The sequence below is a fragment of the Pigmentiphaga kullae genome (assembly GCF_004216695.1).
Classification (GTDB): Bacteria; Pseudomonadota; Gammaproteobacteria; order Burkholderiales; family Burkholderiaceae_B; genus Pigmentiphaga; species Pigmentiphaga kullae.
The window spans coordinates 1,789,798-1,814,845 of sequence record NZ_SGXC01000001.1 but is presented as its reverse complement, the minus strand read 5'-3'; the positions used below and the strand labels follow the sequence as shown (position 1 = coordinate 1,814,845).

Genomic DNA, 25,048 nt, shown 5'->3' with positions numbered 1-25,048 from the left:
GTCATTCGAACTCGGCGCGCTGGTACTCGACCAGATGCTTGTAGTCTTCCCGCAGCGGCGCGAACACATCCAGGTTCAGGACCACCTCGTCGCCCACGGGCTCGGCGTAGTGCACCACGTGCGGCGGAATGCGAATCATGCTGCCCGGGCCGCCCTCGACCACTTCGTCGCCCAGATGGAAGCGCACCCGCCCCTGCACGATGATCACCAGTTGTTCGAACGTGTGGCTGTGCGGATTGGTATCCATGCCCGGCGTGAGCCAGTTCATGACGCACATCACGTCGTCGCCGCGAAAACCGACCCGCTCCACGCCCTTGCGAACGGTCTCCCTGGACAGATCGTTCCAGTTATGCAGATTCGCCAATGCCATACCGCCTCCTTGAGTTCGCTTCATTGCACCGTGACGCCCGCGGTTTCCAGCAACTTGCTCCAGCGCGGGATGTCCAGCTTCAGGCGCGCCGTGACGCGGTCCGGCGCGCCCCCTTCCGGCTCGGCGCCGATGTCGGTGATGCGGCGACGGACGTCCTCCTTGGCCAACCCTTCGTTCAGAGCGCGATTCAGCTTCTGGATGATGGCCGCCGGCGTGCCGTGCGGAGCGTTCAATGAAAGCCAGGAGCTGGCGTCGAAGCCGGGATAGCCCAGCTCGGCCACGGTGGGCACCGACGGCAGCATGTTGGAGCGCTTGGGCGTGGTCACCGCCAGGGCGCGCAGCTTGCCCGACTTCACCAGCGGCGTGGCGGTCGGCACGATGTCCATCATCACTTGAACGTTGCCGCCGACCAGATCGGTCAGCGCGGGCGAACTGCCCTTATAGGGCACGTGCATCCAGCTGACGCCGGCCACCTGCTGGAAGTACTCCCCCATCAGGTGATTGATGCTGCCGCTGCCGGCCGACCCCATGGCCAGCGGGCGCGGGCTGGACTTGGACAAGGCGATCAGCTCGGCCACGTTGTCGGCCTTGAGCGCGGGATTCACCACCAGGATGCCCGGCGTGCTGGCGTACCAGATCACCGGGTCGAGCCGCTCCAGCGGATCGAACCTGCGCTCCTTGAACAAGGCCGGGCTGACCGTGAGCGGTCCGGCGGCGCCGACCGCGAGGGTATAGCCATCGGGAGCGGCTTTCGCCACTTCCTCCATGACCAGCAGGCCGCCCGCGCCGGGGCGGTTTTCCACGATCACGGCCTGGCCCAGGCTTTCGTTCAGCGACTGCGCCATCAGGCGGCCGACGATGTCGACCGCGCCGCCCGGCGCGAACGGCACGATGAGCCGGATGGGCTTGGCGGGATAGGTCTCGGCCACCGACACGCCACAGGCGGCCATGCAGGCCAGGAAAATGGCGCCGCCGCGCCAGGCGGTGGCGGGGAAAAGCCGCGGGAATGACATGATGCGTCTCCTTGTTCGAGCGTGAGCGTCCTCCTGCCTGCACGGCATGGACGCGAGATTCCGGGAACGAGGGAAAGGCGGGGAGATGGCGGACCCTGGGCCCGCTTTTGCCTCTCTTTTGTTCTTCTAAAAAGAAAATAATTTCTTTGTAAGAAACATGGTAAAGAGCCGGGCCAGGGGTGTCAAGCGCCCGCGCGAGCGATGGGCGAAAAAAAACGAGGCCCGAAGGCCTCGTTCTCGGCGGCGGAACCGGGACGCGTCAGGCCACGCCCGCCGCGTGCGCCTGCTGGTCGGCGTGGTAGGACGAACGCACCATCGCGCCCACCGCGGCATGGGTGAAACCCATGGCATAGGCCTCGCGCTCGAACATCGCGAAGGTATCGGGGTGCACGTAGCGCAGCACCGGCAGGTGGTGCTCGGAAGGCTGCAGGTACTGGCCGATGGTGATCATGTCGACGTTGTGCGCGCGCATGTCGCGCATCACCTGCAGGATCTCCTCGTCGGTCTCGCCCAGGCCCAGCATCAGGCCGGACTTGGTCGGCACGTCGGGATGCAGCGCCTTGAACTCGGCCAGCAGCTTGAGCGAATGCTCGTAGTTCGAGCCCGGGCGCGCCTGCTTGTACAGGCGGGGCACGGTTTCCAGGTTGTGGTTCATCACGTCGGGCGGGCCGGCGTTCAGGATGGCCAGCGCGCGGTCCAGGCGGCCGCGGAAATCGGGCACCAGGATCTCGATGCGGGTCGCGGGCGACAGCTCGCGCGTCTTGGCGATGCATTCCACGAAATGGGCGGCGCCGCCGTCGCGCAGGTCGTCGCGGTCCACCGAGGTGATCACGACGTAGTTGAGCTTCAGCGCGGCGATGGTGCGGGCCAGGTTCAGGGGCTCGTCGGTGTCCAGCGGATCGGGACGGCCGTGGCCCACATCACAGAACGGGCAGCGGCGGGTGCACTTGTCGCCCATGATCATGAACGTGGCCGTGCCCTTGCCGAAGCACTCGCCGATGTTCGGACACGAGGCTTCCTCGCACACCGTGTGCAGGTTGTGCTCGCGCAGGATGCGCTTGATGTCGTAGAAACGCGAACCCGGGGACGCCGCCTTCACGCGTATCCACTCCGGCTTCTTGAGCCGTTCCACCTGCACGACCTTGACGGGAATGCGCGAGACCTTGGATTCGGATTTCTGCTTGCGCAGCGGATCGTAGGCCGGCGCCGCCACGGGTGCGTCGGCATTGGCGCCCAGGGCGGACGTTTCGGGCACAGAGCTCATCGACTGTTTCCTGTTCGGCGTGACCGGGGTAGAACCGGGGGCCGGGATTAGTAAAGACCCTTATTCTACCGCCGCCGGGGTCGGGGCGGCCAAAGCCCCTGCCGCCGGCCGGGCCGCCAGGGACCGCTCCAGGTGCCGCGCCAGGAGGTCACCGGCCTCTTCCAGGCCGATCCGGACGCCGCAGGACGCCAGGTCCACGGTGCGCAATCCCGCATAGCCGCAAGGGTTGATCCAGGTGAAGGGCGACAGGTCCATCGCCACGTTCAGGGCGACGCCGTGATAAGTACAACCACGGTGGACCTTGATGCCCAGCGCGGAAATCTTGGCCAGTTCCAGCGCCGTCTCGGGGGGGCGGGGCCAGTCGACGTAGACGCCGGGCGCATCCGGCTTGCGGCGCGCGTCGGGCAGGCCCAGCCCGGCCAGCAGGTCGATCACCGCCTGCTCCACCCGCGCCACGTATTCCTTCACGAAGTAGCCCGCCCGCTTCAGGTCCAGCAGCACATAGGCCACCACCTGCCCCGGGCCATGGTAGGTCACCTGCCCGCCCCGGTCGCTCTTGACCACCGGCACGTCGCGCGGCGTCAGCACGTGCTCGGGCTTGCCGGCCAGGCCCAGCGTGAAAACCGGCGGATGCTCCACCAGCCAGATCTCGTCCGGCGTCTCGGGCCCGCGCGCGGCCGTGAAGGCCCTCATGGCCTCCCAGGTCTCGTGGTAGTCAGCGGGTGACGGCAGCCAGCGGATCAACATGCGGCGTTACAGCACGTACTTGACCATGGGGTGCGAGGTCAGCTCGCGGTACAGGGCGTCCAACTGCTCGCGCGAGGTGGCGCGCACGATGAAGGTCAGGCCCACGTAGTTGCCGCCCGAGCTGGGCCGCTTTTCCACCGATCCGGGGTCGAACCCGGGATCGTGGCGCAGCACGACCTCGGTCAGCACCGCGACGAAATCGGGGTGATGGGCACCCATGACCTTGATCGGGAAGTCCGACGGATATTCGATCAGCGAATCGGGAATTTCAGGTAAGTCTGCCATGATGGATCAAAGCCTTGCGATCGCCTCGTCGTATCCCTCGCGCAGCCGCGCATAGACCGGCCCGGGCCGGCCATCGCCGACGGGCTTGCCGTCCAGGGACACGACGGGCAGGATTTCCTTGGTGGCCGACGACAGCATCAGCTCGTCGGCCGCGTCGACCTCGGCCCGGGAAATCGGCCGCATCTCGAGCGCGATGCCGCGGGCCGCGGCCATGTCCTCGATGAAGCCGTAGCGGATGCCTTCCAGGATGAGGTTGTCCTTCACGGGCGCCAGCAGCCGGCCCTCCTTGACGACCCAGACGTTGCTGGACGAACCCTCGGAAAGATAGCCGTCGCGGAACATCACCACCTCGGGCACATCGCGATCAGCCGCGAACTGCCGCGCCAGCACGTTGCCCAGCAGCGAAGTGGACTTGATCTCGCAATGCAGCCAGCGCTCGTCCGGCATGCTGACCGTCTTCACGCCGTCCCGGCGCGCCTGCGCCGAGGGCCGCGCGAAGGGACTGCTCATGCCGAACACCGTGGGCACGACCTGCGCCGGGAAGGCATGGTCGCGCTTGGCCACGCCCCGGGTCAGCTGCAGGTAGACGATCTGGTCCTGCGCATCCGAGGTCTCGATCAGCTTGCCCACCAGGTCCTGCCACTGCTGGACCGTATGCGGATTCGGAATCCGGATCGCCGCCAGGCTGCGTTCCAGCCGGGCCAGGTGCTGCGCCATCCGGAACGGCTTGCGCCCGTACACGGGCACGACCTCGTAGATCCCGTCGCCGAAGATGAACCCCCGGTCCAACACGGATATCTTGGCCTGCGACAACGGCGTGAACTCGCCGTTCAGATAGACCCGAGGATCACCCTCGATACCAGGAATCATTTCCACTCCACGATGAGAGCCCGGACAAACATACCGCACGACAACCATCCTACACCCGCCATCACCCCGGTGTTACCCAGGATGCGGTGGATCCGGCTTTGCCGGTCCACCCGCATCGCCCCCTGGGGGGCGCGCATCAGCGCGTAGGGGGGTGCTTCAATTGAACCAGAGGCGGACCGCGTCGAACGCCCGGCCGAAGATGCCGGCCACGTCCACCGGTTCGAGCACGGTCAGCGGCACTTCGCGCACCGGCTTGTCGTTCAGGGTCAGCTTGACCGTGCCCACCTGCTGGCCGGCCTGCAGCGGCGCGACCAGCGGATCGGTGCGTTCGATGGTGGACTTGACGTTGCCGGCCTGGCCGCGCGGCACGGTCACCCAGATCGCCGACGGCGAACCCAGCTTGGCCTTGCCCACGCTGCCCTTCCAGACCTTGGGTTCCACCACCGCCTGTTTGGCGTCGTAGACCTTGACGGTATCGAAGTTCTGGAAGCCCCAGTTCAGCAGTTTCAGGCTTTCCTGCGCGCGGGCGTTCTCGCTCGCTGCGCCCACCAGCACCGTCAGCACGCGGCGGTCGCCCCGCATCGCCGAGGCGATCAGGCAATAGCCCGCGGCGTCCGTATGGCCGGTCTTCATGCCGTCCACCGACGGATCGACCCACAGCAGCCGGTTGCGATTGGGCTGGGTGATCTTGTTGTAGGTGAACTGGCGTTCCTTGTAATAGCCGTAGTAGTCGGGATGGTCCTGGATCAGCCGCTTGGCCAGCAGGGCCAGGTCGCGCACGGTGGTCACGTGCTGCGGATCGGGCAGGCCCGTGGAGTTGGTGAAGTGCGTCTCCTTCAGGCCCAGGCGCGTGGCTTCCTGGTTCATCAGCGCGACGAACGCGTCCTCGCTGCCGGCCACGGCCTCGGCCAGCGCCACGGTGGCGTCGTTGCCGGACTGCGTGATCATGCCGCGTATCAGTTCTTCGACCGTGACGGGCTTGCGCGGCTCGATGAACATGCGCGAGCCGCCGGTGCGCCACGCCTTCTGCGACACGTTGACCGTCTGGGCCAGCGTCAGGCGTTTTTCCTTGAGCGCGTTGAACACCAGGTAAGCCGACATGACCTTGGTGAGCGAGGCGGGCTCGATGCGTTCACCCGAACGTTCCTCGGCCAGGATCTGGTCGCTGGTGACGTCGATGGTCACCCAGGCGCGCGCCGCGATCGCCGGCGCCGGCACGGAGGACAGCAGGCCGACGGTCGACATCGGCGGTGCGGTCGGCGTCGCGGCGGAAGTGGTGGCGGGAGGCGCGGCGGCGGCCAGGGCGGAGGAAGGCACGGCGGCCGGGAACGCGAGGAAGCAAGCGGAAGCCACGGTGGCCAGCGCGAACCGACGTCCCGGACCAAACGAGAAAAAGCGCAGTTTCATGTGGGAGGATGGTCGTGCAAGAGGGGCGTGCCGCCGGGCCTGGCCTGGGAGCCGCCTGGCGCCCGCCCCGCGATGCGGGGTGGAAAACGTGATTATAGGCACCCGGGCCGCCGGGCCGGCGACGCGGCGCCGGACACCTGATGAAACCGAATGCTACAGCTGGGTTTCAGGCCGGCGTTCAGCCCAGGACCCGCGCCAGGTAGGCCAGCACCAGCCGTTTGACGACCACGAGGTTGCCGTGGAAGAAGTGGCCCGAGCCGGGGATGACCGTCACGGGCAGGCCTTGCGGGCGCGCCCAGTCCATGACCGATTGCAGCGGCACGGTGTCGTCCTGTTCGCCGTGGACGACCAGGGTGTCCTCCGGCACGCTGGCGACCGAGAACCGGCTGGCCGCGGTGCCCAGCAGCACCAGGCCCGCGATGTCCAGTCCGCGCTCGCTCTGCGGTCCGCAACCGGCGTGTACCTGGCTCGCGACCGCGCTGCCGAACGAGAAGCCGCCCAGCACGAAGCGGCCGCCGGCCAGCGCCGGGTAGCGGTCGCGGAACTGGTCCACCACGCCCAGCATGTCGGCGGCTTCGCCCTGGCCGTTGTCGAATTCTCCCGCCGATGCGCCCACGCCCCGGAAATTGGGCCGCAGCGCCGCCAGCCCCTGTTGGACGCAGGCGCGCGCGATCGTGGTGACGACCTTGTTGTCGCGCGTGCCGCCGAACAGCGGATGCGGATGCAGGACCAGCGCCCAGCCGCGCGCGGCCTCCAGGCCGCCTTCGGGGATATCGAGCGCGCAATCGACGGCGCCGGCGCCGCCTTCAAGAACCAGATGTTCCGTGGAGATGGCCATGCGGACCTCAGATCCTCAGGCGTTCGACCGGCTCGCCCCGCACCAGGTGCGAGTCGATGATCTCGTCGATGTCGCTCTGGTCCACGTAGGTGTACCAGACGCCCTCGGGATAGACCACCAGCACGGGGCCTTCCTCGCAGCGGTCCAGGCAGCCCGCCTTGTTGATGCGGATCTCGCCCTTGCCGGCCAGCCCCAGTTGCTTGATGCGCTTCTTGGCGTAGTCCTGCATGGCCTGCGCGCCCTGGCGCGCACAGCTGGGCCGGGGGGCATCGGCCCCGCGCTCGTTCAGGCAGAAGAAGACGTGGTGTTTGTAGTAGGACTCCATACCGGCTCGCAAAGGAATGGGGACTATCGAGATGGTCAGGCGGAACGCCGCCGGGCCAGGAAAAAGAGGGCCGCCAGCGGCCAGATCACGGACAGGCCGAGCGTGAGCGACTCCAGGTGCAGCCAGCCCGTGCGGGCCATCGCGGTCGTCATGTCGAAATACTGGTCGGACGGGAACAGGTTGACGATGGCCAGTTGCACGCACAGCGCCGTGATGCCCAGGCCGCGCTGCCATGCCGGTTTCAGGTAGGCCATGCCGGTCGCCAGCAGCAGTCCGGCCGCCGTGCCCACCGCGGCACCGGTGGTGACCCACGCGCCGGGCGCCTGCCCGGGAACGGCCAGGGGCTGCAAGGCCGCCTTGGCCAGCACGGCGCAGGCAACCAGCACGAGCGGAAGGATACCGCGCGCCGGCACCGGGCGCGCCATGTGCAGGAGCAGCATCGCGGCCCCCACCACCGCGGCGGCGGTGCAGACCTGTTCGGCCACGATGCGCTGCGCGGGCTCGGGCGACCACAGGAAGCCCACCACGTCCGACGGCAGCGCCGCCCAGTCGCCCAGCAGCAGCCACAGCTCGCCGGTGCCGAACAGCATCGGCTGGCGCGGGATCTGCATGAACACCCACAACATCGCCAGGATCAGCGCGGGACCGGCCTCGGCCCGGAACCACCGCTGGCGCCACCGCGCCAGCGCGCCGTGGCCGATCAGCCAGGAGGCCGTGGCGGTGCCGGCCAGCGCCCCCAGCAGGGCGCCGGCGGTATTGGCCGCGAGGTCCACGTTCGAAGCGATGCGATTGGGCAGGTAGGTCTGCAACGCCTCCAGCGCGCCCGACAGCAGTCCGCAGCACGTCGCGGCCAGGACCACGGCCAGCAGGCCGCGGCAGGCCGGATAGACGGCCCAGACGAACAGCGCGCCCACGGGCAGGTAGGCGGCGACGTTGGCGATGATCTCGGAGCCGACCCAGTATTGCGGCCACGGCGCCCGCAGGTAGGCGAACGCGGGCACGCCGACGTCCACCCAGCCCGAGAACGGATACAGGCTGGCATAGACGACCAGCAGGACGATGATGGACAGCGCCAGCCGCGCCAGCGGCGCGCCGTGCAGGCCCGGTGGCGCGGGCACGGCGGACGAGGGAATCGGGGTACCCTCGTGTCGCTGCGCGACATCCTCCGTGTGGGAGGGAGCACGTCCTTCGGGCGGCGTGCTCATGGGCGACGGGAGCAAAACGTAAACGACATGACTCAAGTTTATGCGTTTTGCGGGCCCCGGCATGCGAAATCCGCCGGCTCTGCCTACAATCCCGTCTTTCCGCGTTCCGCGCGCGGCCCTCGACGAAGATCCATGGTTGCACCAGATTCTGCCCTCTCCGATGCCCGGCTGGCCCCGCCGGCGGAGCTTGCCGCCGGCTTGCGGCGCCTGCTGCCGGACTGGACCGTGACGTGGCTGGACGCCACGGCATCCACCAATGCCGACCTGCAGCAATACCTGCGCCGCGGCGGCGCCGGGCCGGCGCTGCTGGGCAGCCACGAGCAGACCTCGGGGCGTGGGCGAGCCGGCCGGCCCTGGCGCACCCGCGCGGGCGACGCGCTGCTTTTCTCCTGCGGCTGGCAGGCCGATATCCCGCCCGCGCGCCTGCCGCCGCTATCGCTGGTGGCCGGCGTGGCCGCGTGCGAGGCCCTGAGCGGCCTGCTGGGCAGCGGTACCCAGGGCGCGCTGGCCCTGAAGTGGCCCAACGACGTGCAATGGAACACCGCCAAGCTGGCGGGCATCCTGGTCGAGACCGTGGCCGTGCCGGCTTCGGGGCGCATGGGCCTGATCCTGGGTATCGGCATCAACCTTCGCGGCGCGGCTGCGCTGTCGCGGGCGCTGGACCGCGAGGTCGCCGATTGGGCCCAGACCGGCGCGGCCGGCGACCCCGCGCGCCTGGCCGCCGCCGTGGCGCGGTCCTGGCACGACGCCATCGCCCGCTATGCCGCCGAGGGCTTCGGCCCGTTCCAGGCGTGGTTCGCCCGCTGGGACGCCTTGTTCGGCCTGCCGGTCCGGGTGGTGGACAACGGCCGCATCCTGTTCGAAGGCACGGCCCGGGGCGTGGACGAAGGCGGCAAGCTGCTGGTCCAGACCGCCGACGGCACGCGCGCCGTCACCGTGGGCGACATCTCCGTGCGGACGGCCGAGACATGAGCGCGCCCTCCCGGCCGCCCGAAGGGCGCGCGACCTCCCACGGGGAGAATGTCGCGCAGCGCGCGGGCACGCTGCTGATCGACGCGGGCAACACCCGCGTGAAATTCGGCTGGCGGGACGACGGCGCGGCCTCGGGACAGGCCGTGCCGCGCACGCCCCTGCAGGTTGCCTTCCGGCACGAGGAAGTCCCCGAGGCCCTGCTGCCCTGGCTGGACGAGGCGGGCCTGCGACCCCGCGCCGCGATGGGCTCGAACGTGGCCGGCGACGACAGCGAGCGCACCATCGCCGCGCTGCTGGCGCGCAACGGCTGCGCGGTGGACTGGATACGCGCCGGCCGGCGGCTGCTGGGCGTCACGAACGGCTACCGCCATCCCGAGCGCCTGGGCGCCGACCGCTGGCTCAGCCTGGTGGGGATCTGGAATCGCTGGCGCCGCCAGGCCGCGCCCGGCACCCCCGCGCCGGTGCACGTGCTGGCCCATTTCGGCACCGCCACCACCGTAGACACCCTGGATGGCGCGGGCCGTTTCGTCGGCGGCCTGATCCTGCCCGGCCGCGACCTGATGCGGCAATCGCTGGCGGCGGGCACGGCGGGCCTGCCGCGCGCCAACGGCCAGGTCGCGCCCTTCCCCGACAACACCGGCGACGCGATCATGTCCGGCGTGGCGGCGGCCCAGGCAGGCGCCGTGGCGCGCCAATGGCTGGCCGCGCGCGAACGCTTCCGGCAGGAACCGCTGCTGGTGGCCAGCGGCGGCGCGTGGGCCGCCATCGCCGGAGAGGTCGCCCACCTGATGCGCGCCGCCGGCTCGACGCGCCAGGTACTGGTCGTCGATAATCCCGTCCTCGACGGCCTGGCCTGCCTGGCCGAATCGGGGCTCGCCCCCTCCCCCTGACCCTTCCTTTCCCGGCTTTCCATGCGCAGCCTGTTCGTCGTCTTGCTCCTGGCCAACGTGGCGCTTTTCGCCCTGGATCGCGGCTGGTTCGGCCAACCTTTCTCTGAACGCGGCCGCGACCCCGCCCGTATGCGCTCGGAACTGCGCGCCGACACGATCCAGGTTCCCCGGCTGCCCGGCATCAACGCCGCCGACGAGGCGCCGGTCGCGCCCGCCGCCGAACCGGCGGAATCCGGCCAGGCGGCCCCGGCCACCGAGCCTTCGGCCAGCGCCGATGCCGCGCCAGGCTCCGCGGCAGAGACCGCCGAGCCCCCCCCGGCCGGCGCCATCATCCCCGCGGCCGCGCCGTCCGACGCCGCGCCGGCACCGGCAACTCCCCCTGCCGCTCCCCCTGCACCTGCCGCTGCCCCGGCCAACCCGCCCCCGCCGCGCGAACCGCTCGCCTGCGTCGAATGGGGCACGTTCAGCGAAGCCGATCTCATCATCGCCAGGAAATGGGCGAACGAACATCTGCCGGCCGCGAAACAGGGCACGCGGCGCGAACCGGGCAAGCAGGGATGGATGGTCATCGTGCCGCCGCAACCCAGCGCCTCGGCCGCGCAGGCCGCCGCGGCCCAGCTCGGCAGGAACGGGGTCAAGGACTACTTCGTGATCCAGGAAAGCGGCCCGCTCCAGCACGCCATCTCGCTGGGCGTCTTCAGCACGGAAGCCGCCGCGAAGAAACAGGCCACGGCCCTGCAAGGCCAGGGCGTACGCAACGCCAAGGTGGTGTCGCGCGGCGCCCAGGGCGGCAAGAGCTGGCTGCGCCTGGACGGCGTCGCCGCCACCGGCCGCCGCGCCATCGAAGGGGCGCGCAATCTGTTCGACCGCCCCTCGGTGCAAGACTGCCGCTGACGGCGCTCAGCGCGTCCGGATGCGCTGCACGAGCTTGGTGGTGGAGCGGTCGTGCTCGAAATCGATGGCCACCGCATCGCCGCCCCAACTGCGCACCAGCGCGGTCTCGGGCAACGTGTCCATGTCGTAGTCCCCGCCCTTGACGATCAGGTCGGGCCGCAACTGGCCGATCAACTCCAGCGGCGTGTCCTGGTCGAACCATGTCACCGCATCCACCGAGGCCAGCGCCGCCAGCAGCGCCGCGCGGTCGTCCTGGCCGTTCAGCGGCCGGTCGGGGCCCTTGCCCAGGCGGCGCGCCGAGGCGTCGGTGTTGACCGCCACCACCAGCATCGCGCCCAGTTGCGCCGCGGCATCCAGGTAGGTGACGTGGCCGCGGTGCAGGATGTCGAACACCCCGTTGGTGAAGACCAGCGGGCGCGGCCAGGCCGCGCGGGCGGCCACGCATTCGGCGGGACTGAGGATCTTGGATTCGAAGCGGGCTGGCACGGTCTGGCGGCGCGGAAATGGCGGAACGGCCCATTGTAGAGGGCTTCGGCGCGCGCATGGGGCGATACACTGTGCGCGTCCATGGCCGGGACCTGCCCCGGGACGAGGGAATGCGATGCGACTGCTGCTGGTCGAAGACGATCCGATGATAGGCGAAAGCGTGCTGGACGTGCTGCGCGCCGAACACTATGCGGTCGACTGGGTCAAGAACGCCGGCAGCGCGGACACCGCGCTGCGCACCGAAACCTACGACCTCGTGCTGCTCGACCTGGGTCTGCCCGACGGCGACGGCCTGGAGGTCCTGCGCGAGCTGCGCGCACGCAAGGCGCGCATCCCGGTCATCATAGCCACGGCGCGCGACGCCATCGGCCAGCGCATCGCCGGCCTGGACGCCGGCGCCGACGACTACGTCGTCAAGCCCTACGACGTGGACGAGATCCTGGCCCGCATCCGCGCGCTGATCCGCCGCAGCGCGGGCCGGGCCGAACCGCTGTACGAACACGACGGCGTCGTCCTCGATCCCGCCACGCATACCGCCACCGTCGATGGCCAGCCCGTCACGCTCACCGCCAAGGAATGGGCGGTGCTCGAACCCCTGCTGGCGCGGCCGGGCCTCATCCTGTCGCGCGCCCAGCTGGAAGAAAAGCTCTACAGCTGGAAGGACGAGATCAGCAGCAACGCGGTCGAGGTCTACATCCACGGCCTGCGCAAGAAACTGGGCACGCAATTCATCCAGACCGTGCGCGGCGTCGGCTACGTCATCCCCAAATCATGAAACTCGTACCCGGCCATTCCCTGCGCGCCCGCCTGCTGGCCTTCCTGCTGGCCGCCATCTTCCTGGCCGCGCTGGTACAGGGCGCCATCGCCTATCGCGGCGCGCTGGTCCAGACGGACGAGATCTTCGATCATCTATTGCAACGCACCGCGGAATCGCTCGGCAGCGGCAATCCGCTGTTCAGCACCGGGCCGGAAGGCGGACTGCTGGACGACCCGGCCGCGCGCGACCTCATCATCCAGATCTGGACGCCGGACGGCGTGCGCCTGTTCCGCTCCACCCCCAAGCTCGTACTGCCCGACCGCGTCGTCCTGGGCTTCTCCACCGTCCAGGCCGACGGCGCCACCTACCGCATGTACTCGATGGAGGCGCCGCTGCAGATCATCCAGGTCGCGCAGGACGTGCGGGTGCGTACCGGCACGGCGCGAACGCTGGCGCTGCGCACCATCTGGCCCATCGCAGCCATGGCACCGCTGCTGATGCTGGTCGTCTGGTGGGTCATCAGCGTCTCGCTCGGCCCGGTGGACCGCGCGCGCCGCCAGGTCGCCTCGCGCCAGGCCGACGACCTGTCGCCCGTCGGCGAAGCCGGCCTGCCCGACGAAGTGCGCCCCCTGGTCCACGAACTCAACCTGCTGCTCGGTCGCGTCCGCCAGGCCTTCGACGCGCAGAAACAGTTCGTGGGCGACGCCGCGCACGAACTGCGCTCGCCGCTGGCGGCGCTCAAGCTGCAGCTCCAATCGCTGCGCCGCGCCGAGGACGACGCCACCCGCCAGGTGGCGGTGGCCCGGCTGGCGGCCGGCATCGACCGCGCCACCCGACTGGTCGAGCAACTGCTGTCGCTGGCGCGCCAGGAAGCGCACGAACCGGCGCTCGCGACGCTGGACCTGGCCAACGTGGTGCGCACCGCGCTGGCCGACATCCTGCCCCAGGCCCACGCGCGCGGCGTGGACATCGGCATGGAAGGCGCCACCAGCGCGCGCGTCGCGGGCCAGGACGAAGCCCTGGTCCTGCTGGTGCGCAACCTGCTGGAGAACGCCGTCAAGTACGCCCCGGAATCCGGACGCGTGGACATCCGGCTGTCGGCCGGCCCGCAGGGCGTCACGCTGGACGTGGACGACGACGGCCCCGGCATCCCCCTGGTCGAACGCGGCCGCGTCTTCGACCGCTTCTACCGCGCCCAGGCCGCCGACACCCCCGGCAGCGGCCTGGGCCTGGCCATCGTCAAGGCCATCGCCGACCGCCACCATGCCACGATAGAACTCCTGGATTCTCCCCTGGGCGGCCTGCGCGCCCGGGTGCGGTTCCCCGTCGCCCCATAGCAACTCAAATTGTGCACGCGTCAAATCTTGCCGATTAAGCAGCAGGTTGCGCTTCCATTCCTCGTGGATCTCGCGACTCCATCGCGCCCGAAACCGACCTGATAACCCCAACCACATCAGGAAGTCTCTCAACGGCGCGGGATAAAGCACACATGCATCGTAGATAACCGTGAAGGGGGAATGCCTCATTCATACCCCATCTTCAACTCCTGCGACTGCCGCGCAAGTTCGCCCATGGCCTGCTCGGCGGCACAGTCACGCGCATCCTTGTACCGCATCAGATCGGCGAACCGCACACGGCGGTGCTTGCCCGTCCGGTGAAAGGGCAACACGCCATCCTCCAACAGCTTGACCAGATGCGGACGCGAAACATTGAGCATATCCGCCGCCTCCTGGGTGGTGAGTTCGGCGTGAACAGGCACGACCTTCACCGCATTGCCATCGGCCAGTTCGGCCAGTATGTCCACCAGCAGGCGCAACGCGGAGGTAGGCAGCTCTACCTGATGAGCCTGGTTCTTGTCATCGAAGATCTGGATTCGCTGCGTCTCGACACGCGTCGCCAGATAGGCCGCCAGCGCACGCTGGCCTTGCACGGCGGCTTGAACCTCCCGCTCGACAGGCAGCATCATCTTGGATGAAGCATTGGCCATGGCAAAACTCCCGAACGAAAAAACACCCCCATATTAATCGAAACACTCGAAAAACGAAACAAACGAAAATCCGTCTATCCCCCGATAGCAAACCCCGACCAAGCAAGAACACAGCCCCCACTAGACCCAGGATGCGGTGGATCCGGCTCCGCCGGTCCACCCGCATCGCCCCCTGGGGGGCGTGCGTCAGCGCGTAGGGGGTCTTAAGTTCCATTTAAGACAGCCGCTCCACCATGACGCCATGTTCCATCACCTGGCAGAGGAGCCCACCATGAACACCCGCAAATTCTCCGCTTCGCACCTGGCTGTCGCCCTGGTTGCCGCCGGAGTGTTCGGCGCCGCCGGCGCCGCCGCGTTCCAGCGCACCGCCACGACGCAGGCCGTACCGGTCTCCGCCGCGAGCACGCTGGCGGCCGCGCCCGTGGGCGCGGTGACACCCCCCGATTTCTCGCAGATCACTCAGCGCTACGGCCCGGCCGTGGTCAACATCAGCGTGACCGGCACCACCAAGGTCTCGGACGACGACGGCGATCCGTTCGCGCAGTTCTTCCGCGGCTTCCCGGGCTACCCCGGCGGTGGCGGCGGTTCGCACAGCGTGCCGATGCGCGGCCAGGGCTCCGGCTTCATCGTCAGTCCCGACGGCATCATCCTGACCAACGCCCACGTGGTGAAGGACGCCAAGGAAGTCACCGTCAAGCTGACCGACCGGCGCGAATTCCGCGCCAAGGTGCTGGGCTCGGACCCCCAGACCGACGTTGCCGTGCTGAAGATCGATGCGCGCAACCTGCCGGTCGTGGTCGTGGGCAACCCCCATGACCTGCACGTGGGCGAATGGGTGCTGGCCATCGGCTCGCCCTATGGCCTGGAGAACACGGTGACGGCGGGCGTGGTCAGCGCCAAGGGCCGCTCGCTGCCCAATGACGGCTCGGTGCCGTTCATCCAGACCGACGTCGCCGTCAACCCGGGCAACTCGGGTGGGCCGCTGTTCAACTCGCGCGGCGAAGTGGTCGGCATCAACTCGCAGATCTACAGCCAGACCGGCGGCTACCAGGGACTGTCATTCGCGATCCCGATCGACGTGGCGGCCAAGGTCAAGGACCAGATCGTGGCGCACGGCGAAGTCCACCATGCCCGCCTGGGCGTCACCATCCAGGAAGTCAACCAGGCGCTGGCCGACTCGTTCAAGCTGGACTCGCCCACCGGCGCGCTGGTCGCCAGCGTGGAAAAGGGCAGCCCCGCGGACAAGGCCGGCCTGAAGTCCGGCGACATCATCCGCAAGATCGACGGCAAGCCCGTGGTGGCCTCGGGCGACCTGCCCGCGGTGATCAGCCTGGCCACGCCGGGACAGGACGTCAGGCTGGAAGTCTGGCGCAACGGCTCGCCGCACGACATCGTCGCCAAGCTGGGCAGCGCCAAGGCCGAAGCCACCGCCAGCGCCGATACGCGCGGTGGCGCGGCGCACGGCCGGCTGGGGCTGGCGCTGCGTCCGCTCACGCCGCAGGAACGGATGGCCGTGGGCGACAGCGGTGGGCTGGTGGTCGAGCAGGTGGGCGGCCCGGCCGAACAGGCCGGCATCGAACCCGGGGACTTGCTGCTATCGCTGAACGGCGTCCCGGTGCAGAGCGTCGACCAGGTGCGCACGCTGATCGCGAAGTCGGGCAAGAACGTGGCGCTGCTCGTGCAGCGCGGCGATGCCAAGATCTTCGTGCCGGTGCAGCTCGGTTGATCCCCCGGCCCGGGATCGCGCCAGGGTTGGCCGCCGCTCAGCCCGCGGCCAGTTCCTTGCGGTAGCGGTTCAGATCCTGCACGGTCGCGAAGCTGCGGCCGAGCAGGGTCGACATGGTATGCAGAATGCGATCGGCCACCTTGCCTTCCCACTCCCGGTCGAACTGGATCTGGTCGTCCAGCCAGCGGTCGAGCCAGCCCGGCTCGGGCAGCCGGGACTGCACGGTGTCGTTGGGGAACAGGCTTTTGTTGACGTGCAGGTTGGTCGGGTGCAGCGCCTGCGAGGTGCGCTTGGCCGATGCCATCAGCACGCCTATCTTGGCGAAGGCGGCGCGCGCCTGGTCGGCCAGTTCCTTGCCTCGTTCAGTCAGCGCCCGCCTCATGTAGCGCAGGTAGGCCCCGGCGTGGCGAGCCTCGTCCTGCGCGATGAGCTTGTAGATGGCCTTGATGACCGGCTCGCTGTGCCATTGCGCGGCACGGCGATACCAATGGTTGAGCCGGATCTCGCCGCAGAAGTGCAGCGTCAGGGTCTCGAGCGCAGGCGCGGCGTCGAACTCGAAGCGCACGTGGTGCAGCTCGTCCTCGGTCGGCAGCATGTCGGGGCGGAAGCGCTTCAGGTATTCCTGCAGCACCAGCGAGTGCTTCTGCTCTTCATAGAACCAGATCGACATGAACGCGCTGAAATCGCTGTCCTCGCGGTTGTCCCGCAGGAACATCTCGGTGGCCGGCAGCGCCGACCACTCGGTGATCGCGTTCATCTTGATCGTGTGCGCCTGCTCGTCGGTCAGCAAACTGGCGTCGAACTGGTCCCACGGCACGTCCTTTCCCATGTCCCAGCGCACGGACTCCAGGGATTTGAATAGTTCCGGGTACAGCATGATGAGCCCTTGTATGGAAGCCGGCAGCTTGAGCATTCCAAGTCGCCGGAAGGTCGGCGAACGATATAGCGGGAGTCTTACCCCCGCATGACACATTCCTTCCAGATCCGGCCGGGCATGGCGCGGGACGCGCCTGTAACAGAATTTACAGGACCGGATGCAGCGCGGGCCGCTGGCGCGCCCGCACCACTTGGGGAAGCAGGCTGCCGGCCCAGATGCCGACGAATCCCGCCAGCAGTCCCGCCAATTGTGGCGGAAAATCTTCCGCGGCAAAAGCCCTGACCAGCAGCCAGGCGGCCACCCCCATCACCGACGACAGCAGCGCGCCCTGCGTGGTCGCGCGCCGCCAGTACAGGCCCATCAGCAGCGGCACGAAAGCCCCCACCAGCGTCACGGTATAGGCGCCCGCCACCATCTCGTAGATGCTGTCGGACGTATTCAGCGCGAAAGCCAGCACGCACAGTCCGAACAGCACCACGGACACGCGCATCGCGCGCAAGAAATGCTTGTCGGACATGCCCGGCAGGAAATGGCGCAGGATGTTCTCGGCGAAGGTGGTGGAAGGCGCCAGCAGCGTGGCCGAGGCGGTCGACATGATGGCCGACAGCAGCGCGCCGAAGAAGAACACCTGCGCCAGCGTGGGCATGCGCTCGAGGATGAAGGTGGGCAGGATCTTCTGGGGATCCTCCTGCAGCAGCGTCCCGACCGTGTCCGGCATCACGCTGAAGGCGGCCACGCCGATGTACATGGGGATGCAGGCGAACATCAGGTAGAGCAGCCCGCCGATGACGGGGCCGCGCCGGGCCGTCTTCACGTCCTTGGACGACATCACGCGCTGGTAGACGTCCTGCTGGGGAATGGAACCCAGCATCATCGTGACCAGCGCCGCGAAAAAGAACAGCACGTCGTGCGCCGTGGCCGGCGGCAGGAAATTGAGCAGGTCGCGGCTGGTCGCCTCGTGCACGACCACGCCCACGCCGCCGGCCAGGTCGGTGGCGAAATAGGCGATGGTGAAGAGCCCGGCCACGATCACGATCATCTGGAAGAAATCGGTCAGCGCGACCGACCACATGCCGCCGAACAGCGTGTAGGTCATCACGATCAGCGTGCCGATGATCATGCCGCTGGTCTGCGAGAACACGCCCGGGTCCAGCATGTGGAACACCAGCCCCAGGGCCTTGACCTGCGCGGCCACCCATCCCAGGTACGAGATGATGATCGCCAGGCTCATCAGCACCTCGACGATGGGGCCGTAGCGTTCGCGGTAGTAGTCGCCCAGCGTCAGCAGGTTGTGCCGGTAGAGCCGCGCGGCGAAGAACACGCCCACCAGCACCAGGCACATCGACGCGCCGAACGGGTCCTCGACCACGCCGCCCAGCCCTTCCCGCACGAACACGGCCGACACGCCCAGCACCGCCTCGGAGCCGAACCAGGTGGCGAAGGTCGTGGCGACCACGATGAACAGGGGTAGCGACCTGCCGGCCACCGCATAGTCGGTGGAGTTCGACACCCGGCGGGCGGCGACCACGCCGATGCAGATGGAAACCAGCAGGTAGAGCAAGACGAACCAGAACACCATGATGCCGAGCCCACCCGGGAAAAAAAGCCAAAACCGCGCGAGTATCGCACAGCGGGCCGGGGCTTTCCAGGCCCGTCAGGACTGGCGTATCGGTGTGCGGGGATGGGTGCGGCGGCGGGTCAGAAGCACAGATACAGGCCCAGCAGGCCGAGCCCCGTGAAGAACCCCCGGCGGAACGCCGCGGGGCTGATGCGGTGGCGCAGAACCTGGCCCGCCCACATGCCCGCCATGGCCGGCACCAGGGCCACCAGGGAGGCCGCCATCTGCTGGTAGCCCAGGGCACCGCCGCGCGCCAGCGCCAGGGCCAGCGCCAGCGTCGAGACGGTGAAGGCCATGCCCAGCGCCTGCACCAGTTCGTCCCTGGCCAGGCCCAGCGCCTGCAGGTAGGGCACGGCGGGAATCACGAACACGCCCGTGGCGGCGGTGACCGCGCCGGTCGCCAGGCCGGACAGCGCGCCCAGCCAGCGCTCGGCGCCGGGCGGCACGCGCAGTTGGAAGGCCATCAGGCCGAAGGCCGCGTACAGCACCAACGCCACGCCCAGCGCCCGGACCGCCCAGGGCTGCGACCCCGTGCCGGCCAGCGCCGCCGTCAGCCAGGTGCCGGCCACCACGCCGGCCAGCAGCGGCCACAGCCGCCTGGCCAAGTGCACGAAGCGCCCGCCGGCGGCCAGTTGCCAGACGTTGGTCACCATGGATGGCACCACCAGCAGCGCCGCGGCCTGCGCCGGAGCCATGGCCAGGCCCAGCAGCCCCATGGCGACGGTGGGCAGCCCCAGGCCGATGACGCCCTTCACGGCGCCGGCCACGAAGAAGGTGCCGAGAATGAGAAGGATCAGGGGCCAGCTGGCCGCGGAATACATCGAGAGCAGGGAGTCCATGGCGCCATGCTGCCGCAGGCCGCGCCGGCTGGAAATGCGGATTGCGCGGATCCAGCCTTCGGAAAATCCGTAGCCAGGAACAAGGCTAGCGAGCGACCGCCCACAGGGCCACGGCCACGCCCACCGCCAGCACGCCGGCGATCACGGCCATCAGGCGATTGGTCTGCTGCTGGGCGGCCCGCAGGCGCTGCAGCTCGGCCAGGGTATCGGCCGAACGGTCCGGACGGGCCAGCTGATGATGCACCAGGCGCGGCAGCTCGGGCAGCATCTGCGCCCACTGCTGCGATTCGCGCCGCAGGTTGTTGCGCAGCGCCGCCCAGCCGACGCGCTCGTTCATCCAGCGCTCCAGGTAGGGCTTGGCCGTCTTCCACAAGTCCAGCGAGGGGTCCAGCTCGCGCCCCAGCCCTTCGACGTTGAGCAGCGTCTTCTGCAGCAGCACCAGTTGCGGCTGGATCTCGACGTTGAAGCGGCGCGAGGTCTGGAACAGGCGCAGCAGCACCTGCCCCAGCGAGATCTCGGCCAGGGGCCGGTCGAAATAGGGCTCGCAGCAGGCCCGGATCGCCCCTTCCAGTTCTTCCTCGCGTGTGCCGGGCGGCACCCAGCCGGACTCGATGTGCAGGCGTGCGACCTGACGGTAGTCGCGCCGGAAGAAGGCCAGGAAGTTCTGCGCCAGATAGTTCTTGTCGAACTCGGACAGCGAGCCGACGATGCCGAAATCGAGCGCGATGTAGCGGCCCAGCGTGCGCGGATCGTCCGACACGTAGATGTTGCCCGGATGCATGTCGGCGTGGAAGAAGCCGTCCGCGAACATCTGGGTGAAACAGATCTCCACGCCATCCCGCGCCAGCTTCTTCAGGTCCACCCCCGCCTCGACCAGCCGCGCGGCGTGATTGACGGGGATGCCGCGCATGCGCTCCATCGTGAAGATGGACGACGAGCAATAGTCCCACATCACTTCCGGCACGATCAGCAGGTCGCCGCGGGGCCCGCCGGGGGCGAAATTGCGGCGCAGCTGACTGCAGTTGGCCGCCTCGCGCAGCAAGTCGAGTTCGTCGTGCAGGTATTTGTCGAACTCGGCCACCACCTCGCGCGGCTTCAGGCGCCGCCCATCGGCCGAGATCTTCTCGATCAGCGTGGCCGCCGCCCGCAGCAGCCGCAGGTCCTTGTCGATGACCGGCGCCATGTTGGGCCGCAGCACCTTCACCGCCACGTCGCGGCCGTCCTTGAGCACCGCGAAATGCACCTGCGCGATCGAGGCCGAGGCCACCGGCTCGCGCTCGAAGCTGGCGAACAGTTCGTCCGGGTGCCGGCCCAGTTCCTTGCGGATGCTGGCGATCGCCACCTCGGACGGAAACGGCGGCACGCGGTCCTGCAGGCGCGCCAGTTCGTCGGCGATGTCCGCGGGGATCAGGTCGCGCCGCGTCGACAGCACCTGGCCGAACTTGACGAAGATGGGGCCGAGCGTCTCCAGCGCCAGGCGCAGCCGCTCGCCGCGCGGCGCGTGCAGCTTGCGGCCCAGCCGCATCACGACCAGCAGGCGCTCGGTCCATGGATGCCGGATGCCGGAGATCACGAGTTCGTCCAGGCCATAGCGGAAACTGACGAACATGATGCGGATCAGGCGCAGGAAGGTGAACATGGCCTAGCCCTCCGCGCCCGGGCGGGTTTCGAGCCGGGCCAGCCGCGCCCGCAGGTGCTCGACCCGCTTGCCCGCGCGCTCGGCGTCGTCGCGCAGGCGCCGCACCTCGCCTCCCCAGGCTTGCAGCGCGTGCGAGGACGCCACCGCCCCGCTTTCCTCGGTCAGGTACTCCGCCACGTTCTCGGCCAGCCGCCAGGCGCCGGCGCGCAGCCCGTCCGCCACGCCGCGCGCCGTACGGACCAGGCGGGCGGCGGGTATGTCGCCGACGATCCCGGCCAGGTCCTCTTCCACGTCCCAGCGCAGGTCCCGCGCCAGGTCTCCCAGCACGTGGGCCAGCGCCGCATCGCCCTCGATGCGCACCGCCCCCATCCGGCGGGCGGCATCGCCCGACAACAGTTCCGGCAGCCTGCCGCCGTCCACGGTCAGCGTCACGTCGGGCACGGCCTCGGCCGCCGCGGCCTCGACCAGGCCCTGCGGAGTGACCGTCAGCACCACACGCAGGGAACCGGCGGCCAGGCAGGCCGTCTTGCCGGCATGCGGGCGCAGCCGCTCGCGGGCCCAGGGCTCGCGCAGCAGCAGCGTGTCGATCGCCCGGATGGCGGCGGCGGAAGAGTACGGCAGGGACACGGGCATAGGATGCAAGGCGGAAACCAGTAGGGAGAACCGACCGGCGATCCGGCCTACCAATGAAAAACAAAAACGCCCGTCCGAGGACGGGCGTTCCACGGGGTTCGACCCCGCAAGTTTACCGGTTGTGTTCCTGCACCGGGATCTGCTGCACGCCGGCCAGCAGCCAGCCACCGTCGTTGGGCTTGAACAGGTTCCAGACTTCCTCGAAGCGGAACGCCTCGGTGCCAGGGGCCTCGCGCAGCATGCCGGAGAAGCGGACGCTGGCCAGATGGCCGTCGGAGACGGTCTCGATGCCGAGCAGTTCCGCGTTCAGCAGCACCACCTCGGTCACGTTCTGGCCCTGGCGCTGGCCGATCTGCTGGCTGAGTTCGGCCAGCAGGTCGTCGGTGACCAGGTCGCGCAGTTCGTTCACGTCGCCGCGGTCCCAGACGCCTTGCAGCTGCACGAAGTAGTTCTTCGCGTGGCTGAGGAAGTTCGCGGTGTCGAAATCGCTGGGAATGCCCCACTCGCCGGTGGGGGCAGGACCCGCGGCGGCGACGGAAGCGGCAGGAGCGGCCGACGGCGCGGCGGCCGCGGGCGCCACCGATTCGCGCGCCATGGTGGCGGGCGGCTCGTTGCGCTGCTGGAAGCGGCTGTTGCCCGCGCTTTGGAGCGCCGGCTGCTGGCCGACGCCGCGCAGCCGGCGAACGATGAACAGCACGGCGAAGACGGCCAGCGCGATGAGCAGCAGGCTGCCGATGAACTCGGCCGCGGCCGCGCCCAGGCCCAGATGCGACAGCAGGGCCGCCAGGCCCAGGCCGGCGGCGATGCCGGCGATGGGACCCAGCCAGCGCGACATGCCGCTGCGCGCGGCGGTGGCGCCCGCAGCGGCCCCCGCGGCGGCAGGCGCCGCCGACGGCGCGGCCTGCTGGTTCTGCTGGGGCGTACGCGCCGGCGGCGTGGCCTGCCGCTGCGTCACGTTGCTGGACTGGCGGCCCATGCTGCCGCCCCCGCCCAGGCGCTTGGCCAGGGCGTCATGCGAGACACCCAGCATCGCCACCGTGGAGACGGCGATGACCAGAGCCGGGATGAACCTGGAAAAAAATCGTCGGGACATTGTGTGGATTCTCCTGTAATCAATGTCGTGGCGCCGTCCTGCCGGTCCCGATGCCGGGTCTGCCGGGCAGCGTGGGCGCCATTGCTGCCAGGTGGGGATGCCCGGCGCCGCGACGTCCCCGCAGACGGGCGGTCGTAGCAGCCTTTCCTGACAATAAGCTGAAATTTAACGGACTACGGCGCAAATCGCCAGTCGGAACGCCCCCGATTCGCGAAGGAATTTGCAACAAGGGAAGCTACAGCCGCACGCCCTCGTGCAGGGCGACCACCCCGGCGGTCAGGTTGAAATATTGGACACGCGCCAGGCCCGCCTGTTCCAGCATCCCGGCCAGGGTGTCCTGGTCCGGGTGCATGCGGATGGATTCGGCCAGGTAACGGTAGCTGGCCTCGTCCTGGGCCACCTTGCGCCCCAGCCAGGGCAGGATATTGAACGAATACCAGTCGTAGGCCGCCCGCAGCGGCCTGGCGACCCGGGAGAACTCCAGCACCAGCAGCTTGCCGCCGGGGCGCAGCACCCGTGCCATCTCGGCCAGCGCCCGATCCTTGTGGGTCATGTTGCGCAGCCCGAACGCCACCGAGACCCGGTCGAAATAGCCGTCCGGGAAGGGCAGCTTCTCGGCGTCGCAGACGGCGGTGGGCAGCATCAGCCCCGCATCCAGCATCCGGTCCCGCCCCACGCGCAGCATGGAATCGTTGATGTCGGTCAGCCAGACCTCGCCGGTGGGGCCGGCGCGCCGGGCGAATGCCTTGGCCAGGTCGCCGGTGCCGCCCGCGATGTCCAGCACCTTCATGCCCGGCCGCACGCCGGCGCGGGCCACGGTGAAAACCTTCCAGGCCCGGTGCATGCCGCCGGACATCAGGTCGTTCATGACGTCGTAGCGCGCGGCCACCGAGTGGAAGACCTCGGCCACCTTGCGCGCCTTGTCGGTCTCGGCCACCTGCTGGAAGCCGAAATGGGTCGTGCCCGGCGGCGTGTCGCCGGCCGGCGCGGAGGGGTGCTGCTTATCGCTCATTGCTTACCTTCACGGCGTACTTCGGTTGTTGCCATCCCGCCCTGGGGCTCGGGATCCCGCGAGGCCCCCGCCGCCTCCAGCGCGGCGAGATACTCCGCCCACAGGCGGTCCTGGTCGCGGCCCAGCGCATACAGGATGTCCCACGAATAGATTCCGGTCGTATGCCCGTCGGAAAACCGGGGCTGGACCGCGTAGTTGCCCACCGGTTCAAGCGAGACGAGATCCACGTCGCGCTTGCCCACCTGCAGGGTCTCCTGGCCCGGCCCGTGGCCGCGGACCTCGGCCGAGGGGCTGTAGACGCGCAGCAGCTCGAAAGGCAGCCGGAAACTGCTGCCGTCGTCGAAGGCGACCTCCAGCGTCCGGGACTGCCGGTGCACGACGATATTGGTGGGAAGAGGGGTATTCTTGTCCAGGCCAGCCATGTTGTTCTCGCGTAGGGACTCCATGGTAGCCGATGGGGGCCGCGGCCGCGCCCGGCGGCCTTCCCAGGGGCCGAATCATGTCACATACCTGAAACAATACCGCCATACTATGGACATGCTTCAGCAACCCAACCGGCATACCCATGTCCAGCACCATTTTAGTCGTCGAAGACGAACCGGCCATCCAGGAGCTGGTCTCGGTCAACCTGTCCTTCGCGGGCCACAAGGTCCTGCGCGCGGCTGACGCCGAACAGGCCCAGACCCTGATCCGGGCCGAACTCCCCGACCTGATCCTGCTCGATTGGATGCTGCCCGGCACCTCGGGCGTATCGCTGGCCCGCAAGCTGCGGACCGAGGAGCGCACCAAGGCCGTTCCCATCATCATGCTCACCGCCAAGGGCGCCGAGCAGGACAAGGTCGACGGCCTGGAGGCCGGCGCCGATGACTACATCACCAAACCGTTCTCGCCCAAGGAGCTGATGGCCCGCATCAAGGCCGTCCTGCGGCGGCGCGCGCCCCAGTTGACCGACGACCTGATCGACGTCGCCGGGCTGCGGCTGGATCCGGTCACCCACCGGCTCAACGGCAACGGCGTGACCCTGAACATCGGCCCCACCGAGTTCCGCCTGCTGCACTTCTTCATGACCCACCCCGAGCGCGTGTTCTCGCGTTCGCAACTGCTGGACCAGGTGTGGGGCGACCACGTCTTCGTCGAGGAGCGCACGGTGGACGTGCACATCCGGCGCCTGCGCAAGGCCCTCGAGCCCAGCAAGCACGACGGCCACGTCGAGACCGTGCGCGGCAGCGGCTACCGCTTCACCGCCCATCCTGTAGTCCAATAACCCCCCTACGCGCTGACGCGCGCCCCCCAGGGGGCGG

At 68.9% G+C, this 25,048-nt stretch carries 27 protein-coding genes and 1 pseudogene; 7 read left to right on the top strand and 21 right to left on the bottom strand.

The window, feature by feature from the left end:
* Position 1 precedes the first annotated feature (1 nt).
* From EV675_RS08935 to EV675_RS08890, 10 genes are all read right to left on the bottom strand, one after another.
* Positions 2 to 370, bottom strand: a complete 369-nt coding sequence (locus EV675_RS08935; protein WP_130356915.1) for a cupin domain-containing protein — start codon at positions 368 to 370, stop codon at positions 2 to 4.
* A gap of 20 nt (positions 371 to 390) precedes the next feature.
* Positions 391 to 1,383 carry a Bug family tripartite tricarboxylate transporter substrate binding protein gene (locus EV675_RS08930; RefSeq protein WP_165404509.1) on the bottom strand — a complete coding sequence of 331 codons (993 nt, stop codon included), beginning with the start codon at positions 1,381 to 1,383 and terminating at the stop codon, positions 391 to 393.
* A gap of 259 nt (positions 1,384 to 1,642) precedes the next feature.
* Entirely contained in the window at positions 1,643 to 2,647 is a 1,005-nt protein-coding gene (gene lipA / locus EV675_RS08925) for a lipoyl synthase (RefSeq protein WP_130356913.1), read from the bottom strand.
* 60 nt (positions 2,648 to 2,707) lie between these two features.
* Positions 2,708 to 3,391 carry a lipoyl(octanoyl) transferase LipB gene (lipB, locus tag EV675_RS08920; protein ID WP_165404609.1) on the bottom strand — a complete coding sequence of 228 codons (684 nt, stop codon included), beginning with the start codon at positions 3,389 to 3,391 and terminating at the stop codon, positions 2,708 to 2,710.
* 9 nt (positions 3,392 to 3,400) lie between these two features.
* Positions 3,401 to 3,679 carry a DUF493 family protein gene (locus EV675_RS08915; RefSeq protein WP_130356911.1) on the bottom strand — a complete coding sequence of 93 codons (279 nt, stop codon included), beginning with the start codon at positions 3,677 to 3,679 and terminating at the stop codon, positions 3,401 to 3,403.
* A gap of 6 nt (positions 3,680 to 3,685) precedes the next feature.
* Positions 3,686 to 4,549, bottom strand: a complete 864-nt coding sequence (locus EV675_RS08910) for a D-amino acid aminotransferase (RefSeq protein ID WP_130356910.1) — start codon at positions 4,547 to 4,549, stop codon at positions 3,686 to 3,688.
* Positions 4,550 to 4,705: 156 nt separating this feature from the next.
* Positions 4,706 to 5,956, bottom strand: a complete 1,251-nt coding sequence (locus EV675_RS08905) for a D-alanyl-D-alanine carboxypeptidase family protein (protein ID WP_130356909.1) — start codon at positions 5,954 to 5,956, stop codon at positions 4,706 to 4,708.
* Positions 5,957 to 6,134: 178 nt separating this feature from the next.
* On the bottom strand, positions 6,135 to 6,794 hold the full coding sequence (locus EV675_RS08900; RefSeq protein WP_130356908.1) for an alpha/beta hydrolase: 660 nt from the start codon (positions 6,792 to 6,794) through the stop codon (positions 6,135 to 6,137).
* 7 nt (positions 6,795 to 6,801) lie between these two features.
* The gene (locus tag EV675_RS08895; protein ID WP_087836781.1) at positions 6,802 to 7,119 is read right to left on the bottom strand and encodes a (2Fe-2S) ferredoxin domain-containing protein; all 318 of its coding nucleotides are present in this window, start codon (positions 7,117 to 7,119) and stop codon (positions 6,802 to 6,804) included.
* A 35-nt stretch (positions 7,120 to 7,154) separates the two neighbouring features.
* Entirely contained in the window at positions 7,155 to 8,324 is a 1,170-nt protein-coding gene (locus EV675_RS08890; RefSeq protein WP_165404508.1) for a VanZ family protein, read from the bottom strand.
* Positions 8,325 to 8,456: 132 nt separating this feature from the next.
* Here EV675_RS08890 and EV675_RS08885 point away from each other — a divergent pair, with 132 nt between their 5' ends.
* From EV675_RS08885 to EV675_RS08875, 3 genes are read left to right on the top strand one after another with little or no spacing between them, the layout of a single operon-like run.
* Positions 8,457 to 9,296, top strand: coding sequence for a biotin--[acetyl-CoA-carboxylase] ligase (locus EV675_RS08885; protein ID WP_165404507.1), 840 nt, complete (start codon positions 8,457 to 8,459; stop codon positions 9,294 to 9,296).
* Positions 9,293 to 10,186, top strand: coding sequence for a type III pantothenate kinase (locus EV675_RS08880; RefSeq protein ID WP_130356905.1), 894 nt, complete (start codon positions 9,293 to 9,295; stop codon positions 10,184 to 10,186). The genes EV675_RS08885 and EV675_RS08880 overlap by 4 nt, the downstream gene beginning before the upstream one ends.
* 21 nt (positions 10,187 to 10,207) lie before the next feature.
* Positions 10,208 to 11,080, top strand: a complete 873-nt coding sequence (locus EV675_RS08875; protein ID WP_130356904.1) for an SPOR domain-containing protein — start codon at positions 10,208 to 10,210, stop codon at positions 11,078 to 11,080.
* A gap of 6 nt (positions 11,081 to 11,086) precedes the next feature.
* Here EV675_RS08875 and rfaE2 read toward each other — a convergent pair whose 3' ends face one another.
* Complete coding sequence (gene rfaE2 / locus EV675_RS08870) at positions 11,087 to 11,566, bottom strand: D-glycero-beta-D-manno-heptose 1-phosphate adenylyltransferase (protein WP_130356903.1); 480 nt, start codon at positions 11,564 to 11,566, stop codon at positions 11,087 to 11,089.
* A 115-nt stretch (positions 11,567 to 11,681) separates the two neighbouring features.
* On the opposite strand from rfaE2, the gene EV675_RS08865 reads away from it, so the two are divergent.
* The gene (locus tag EV675_RS08865; RefSeq protein ID WP_130356902.1) at positions 11,682 to 12,341 is read left to right on the top strand and encodes a response regulator; all 660 of its coding nucleotides are present in this window, start codon (positions 11,682 to 11,684) and stop codon (positions 12,339 to 12,341) included.
* Complete coding sequence (locus EV675_RS08860; protein ID WP_130356901.1) at positions 12,338 to 13,660, top strand: ATP-binding protein; 1,323 nt, start codon at positions 12,338 to 12,340, stop codon at positions 13,658 to 13,660. Before EV675_RS08865 ends, EV675_RS08860 begins: the two co-directional genes overlap by 4 nt.
* A 3-nt stretch (positions 13,661 to 13,663) precedes the next feature.
* Here EV675_RS08860 and EV675_RS29965 read toward each other — a convergent pair.
* Both EV675_RS29965 and EV675_RS08850 read right to left on the bottom strand, forming a co-directional pair.
* Positions 13,664 to 13,849 (bottom strand): annotated as a pseudogene (locus tag EV675_RS29965) (PIN domain-containing protein); the annotation flags it as partial.
* Positions 13,846 to 14,310 (bottom strand): helix-turn-helix domain-containing protein, encoded by a 465-nt coding sequence (locus EV675_RS08850; protein WP_130356900.1) that lies wholly within the window; start codon positions 14,308 to 14,310, stop codon positions 13,846 to 13,848. The pseudogene EV675_RS29965 and the gene EV675_RS08850, both read right to left, overlap by 4 nt.
* Before the next feature lie 271 nt (positions 14,311 to 14,581).
* Between EV675_RS08850 and EV675_RS08845 the strand changes: the two genes are divergently transcribed.
* Positions 14,582 to 16,036 (top strand): DegQ family serine endoprotease, encoded by a 1,455-nt coding sequence (locus EV675_RS08845; RefSeq protein ID WP_130356899.1) that lies wholly within the window; start codon positions 14,582 to 14,584, stop codon positions 16,034 to 16,036.
* Positions 16,037 to 16,073: 37 nt separating this feature from the next.
* On the opposite strand, the gene EV675_RS08840 is transcribed toward EV675_RS08845, so the two are convergent.
* The 8 genes from EV675_RS08840 to EV675_RS08805 all read right to left on the bottom strand — a co-directional run bounded on the left by EV675_RS08840 (position 16,074) and on the right by EV675_RS08805 (position 24,169).
* A complete protein-coding gene (locus tag EV675_RS08840; protein WP_124687747.1) occupies positions 16,074 to 16,913 on the bottom strand; it encodes a ferritin family protein in 840 nt (279 codons plus the stop codon).
* 145 nt (positions 16,914 to 17,058) lie between these two features.
* On the bottom strand, positions 17,059 to 18,492 hold the full coding sequence (locus tag EV675_RS08835; RefSeq protein WP_130356898.1) for a high affinity choline transporter 1: 1,434 nt from the start codon (positions 18,490 to 18,492) through the stop codon (positions 17,059 to 17,061).
* Between the two features lie 119 nt (positions 18,493 to 18,611).
* Entirely contained in the window at positions 18,612 to 19,352 is a 741-nt protein-coding gene (locus EV675_RS08830) for a sulfite exporter TauE/SafE family protein (RefSeq protein ID WP_242621431.1), read from the bottom strand.
* Positions 19,353 to 19,455: 103 nt separating this feature from the next.
* Entirely contained in the window at positions 19,456 to 21,009 is a 1,554-nt protein-coding gene (gene ubiB / locus EV675_RS08825; RefSeq protein ID WP_130356896.1) for a ubiquinone biosynthesis regulatory protein kinase UbiB, read from the bottom strand.
* Between the two features lie 3 nt (positions 21,010 to 21,012).
* Positions 21,013 to 21,642: a ubiquinone biosynthesis accessory factor UbiJ gene (locus tag EV675_RS08820; protein ID WP_242621430.1), complete on the bottom strand. Its 630-nt coding sequence runs from the start codon at positions 21,640 to 21,642 to the stop codon at positions 21,013 to 21,015.
* A gap of 112 nt (positions 21,643 to 21,754) precedes the next feature.
* Complete coding sequence (locus tag EV675_RS08815; RefSeq protein ID WP_130356894.1) at positions 21,755 to 22,735, bottom strand: Tim44 domain-containing protein; 981 nt, start codon at positions 22,733 to 22,735, stop codon at positions 21,755 to 21,757.
* Positions 22,736 to 22,970: 235 nt separating this feature from the next.
* Complete coding sequence (gene ubiE, locus EV675_RS08810; RefSeq protein ID WP_130356893.1) at positions 22,971 to 23,747, bottom strand: bifunctional demethylmenaquinone methyltransferase/2-methoxy-6-polyprenyl-1,4-benzoquinol methylase UbiE; 777 nt, start codon at positions 23,745 to 23,747, stop codon at positions 22,971 to 22,973.
* Positions 23,744 to 24,169, bottom strand: a complete 426-nt coding sequence (locus EV675_RS08805) for a gamma-butyrobetaine hydroxylase family protein (RefSeq protein ID WP_130356892.1) — start codon at positions 24,167 to 24,169, stop codon at positions 23,744 to 23,746. Before EV675_RS08805 ends, ubiE begins: the two co-directional genes overlap by 4 nt.
* Before the next feature lie 143 nt (positions 24,170 to 24,312).
* Between EV675_RS08805 and phoB the strand changes: the two genes are divergently transcribed.
* A complete protein-coding gene (gene phoB, locus EV675_RS08800; protein ID WP_130356891.1) occupies positions 24,313 to 25,011 on the top strand; it encodes a phosphate regulon transcriptional regulator PhoB in 699 nt (232 codons plus the stop codon).
* Positions 25,012 to 25,048 lie beyond the last annotated feature (37 nt).

What these genes read in the sequence shown, in the direction of transcription:
- EV675_RS08935 (WP_130356915.1), bottom strand. Translation starts at nt 370, where the DNA reads ATGGCATTGGCGAATCTGCATAACTGGAACGATCTGTCCAGGGAGACC.
- EV675_RS08930 (WP_165404509.1), bottom strand. Translation starts at nt 1,383, where the DNA reads ATGTCATTCCCGCGGCTTTTCCCCGCCACCGCCTGGCGCGGCGGCGCC.
- lipA (WP_130356913.1), bottom strand. Translation starts at nt 2,647, where the DNA reads ATGAGCTCTGTGCCCGAAACGTCCGCCCTGGGCGCCAATGCCGACGCA.
- EV675_RS08915 (WP_130356911.1), bottom strand. Translation starts at nt 3,679, where the DNA reads ATGGCAGACTTACCTGAAATTCCCGATTCGCTGATCGAATATCCGTCG.
- EV675_RS08910 (WP_130356910.1), bottom strand. Translation starts at nt 4,549, where the DNA reads ATGATTCCTGGTATCGAGGGTGATCCTCGGGTCTATCTGAACGGCGAG.
- EV675_RS08905 (WP_130356909.1), bottom strand. Translation starts at nt 5,956, where the DNA reads ATGAAACTGCGCTTTTTCTCGTTTGGTCCGGGACGTCGGTTCGCGCTG.
- EV675_RS08900 (WP_130356908.1), bottom strand. Translation starts at nt 6,794, where the DNA reads ATGGCCATCTCCACGGAACATCTGGTTCTTGAAGGCGGCGCCGGCGCC.
- EV675_RS08895 (WP_087836781.1), bottom strand. Translation starts at nt 7,119, where the DNA reads ATGGAGTCCTACTACAAACACCACGTCTTCTTCTGCCTGAACGAGCGC.
- EV675_RS08890 (WP_165404508.1), bottom strand. Translation starts at nt 8,324, where the DNA reads ATGAGCACGCCGCCCGAAGGACGTGCTCCCTCCCACACGGAGGATGTC.
- EV675_RS08885 (WP_165404507.1), top strand. Translation starts at nt 8,457, where the DNA reads ATGGTTGCACCAGATTCTGCCCTCTCCGATGCCCGGCTGGCCCCGCCG.
- EV675_RS08880 (WP_130356905.1), top strand. Translation starts at nt 9,293, where the DNA reads ATGAGCGCGCCCTCCCGGCCGCCCGAAGGGCGCGCGACCTCCCACGGG.
- EV675_RS08875 (WP_130356904.1), top strand. Translation starts at nt 10,208, where the DNA reads ATGCGCAGCCTGTTCGTCGTCTTGCTCCTGGCCAACGTGGCGCTTTTC.
- EV675_RS08865 (WP_130356902.1), top strand. Translation starts at nt 11,682, where the DNA reads ATGCGACTGCTGCTGGTCGAAGACGATCCGATGATAGGCGAAAGCGTG.
- EV675_RS08860 (WP_130356901.1), top strand. Translation starts at nt 12,338, where the DNA reads ATGAAACTCGTACCCGGCCATTCCCTGCGCGCCCGCCTGCTGGCCTTC.
- EV675_RS08850 (WP_130356900.1), bottom strand. Translation starts at nt 14,310, where the DNA reads ATGGCCAATGCTTCATCCAAGATGATGCTGCCTGTCGAGCGGGAGGTT.
- EV675_RS08845 (WP_130356899.1), top strand. Translation starts at nt 14,582, where the DNA reads ATGAACACCCGCAAATTCTCCGCTTCGCACCTGGCTGTCGCCCTGGTT.
- EV675_RS08840 (WP_124687747.1), bottom strand. Translation starts at nt 16,913, where the DNA reads ATGCTGTACCCGGAACTATTCAAATCCCTGGAGTCCGTGCGCTGGGAC.
- EV675_RS08835 (WP_130356898.1), bottom strand. Translation starts at nt 18,492, where the DNA reads ATGGTGTTCTGGTTCGTCTTGCTCTACCTGCTGGTTTCCATCTGCATC.
- EV675_RS08830 (WP_242621431.1), bottom strand. Translation starts at nt 19,352, where the DNA reads ATGTATTCCGCGGCCAGCTGGCCCCTGATCCTTCTCATTCTCGGCACC.
- ubiB (WP_130356896.1), bottom strand. Translation starts at nt 21,009, where the DNA reads ATGTTCACCTTCCTGCGCCTGATCCGCATCATGTTCGTCAGTTTCCGC.
- EV675_RS08820 (WP_242621430.1), bottom strand. Translation starts at nt 21,642, where the DNA reads ATGCCCGTGTCCCTGCCGTACTCTTCCGCCGCCGCCATCCGGGCGATC.
- EV675_RS08815 (WP_130356894.1), bottom strand. Translation starts at nt 22,735, where the DNA reads ATGTCCCGACGATTTTTTTCCAGGTTCATCCCGGCTCTGGTCATCGCC.
- ubiE (WP_130356893.1), bottom strand. Translation starts at nt 23,747, where the DNA reads ATGAGCGATAAGCAGCACCCCTCCGCGCCGGCCGGCGACACGCCGCCG.
- EV675_RS08805 (WP_130356892.1), bottom strand. Translation starts at nt 24,169, where the DNA reads ATGGCTGGCCTGGACAAGAATACCCCTCTTCCCACCAATATCGTCGTG.
- phoB (WP_130356891.1), top strand. Translation starts at nt 24,313, where the DNA reads ATGTCCAGCACCATTTTAGTCGTCGAAGACGAACCGGCCATCCAGGAG.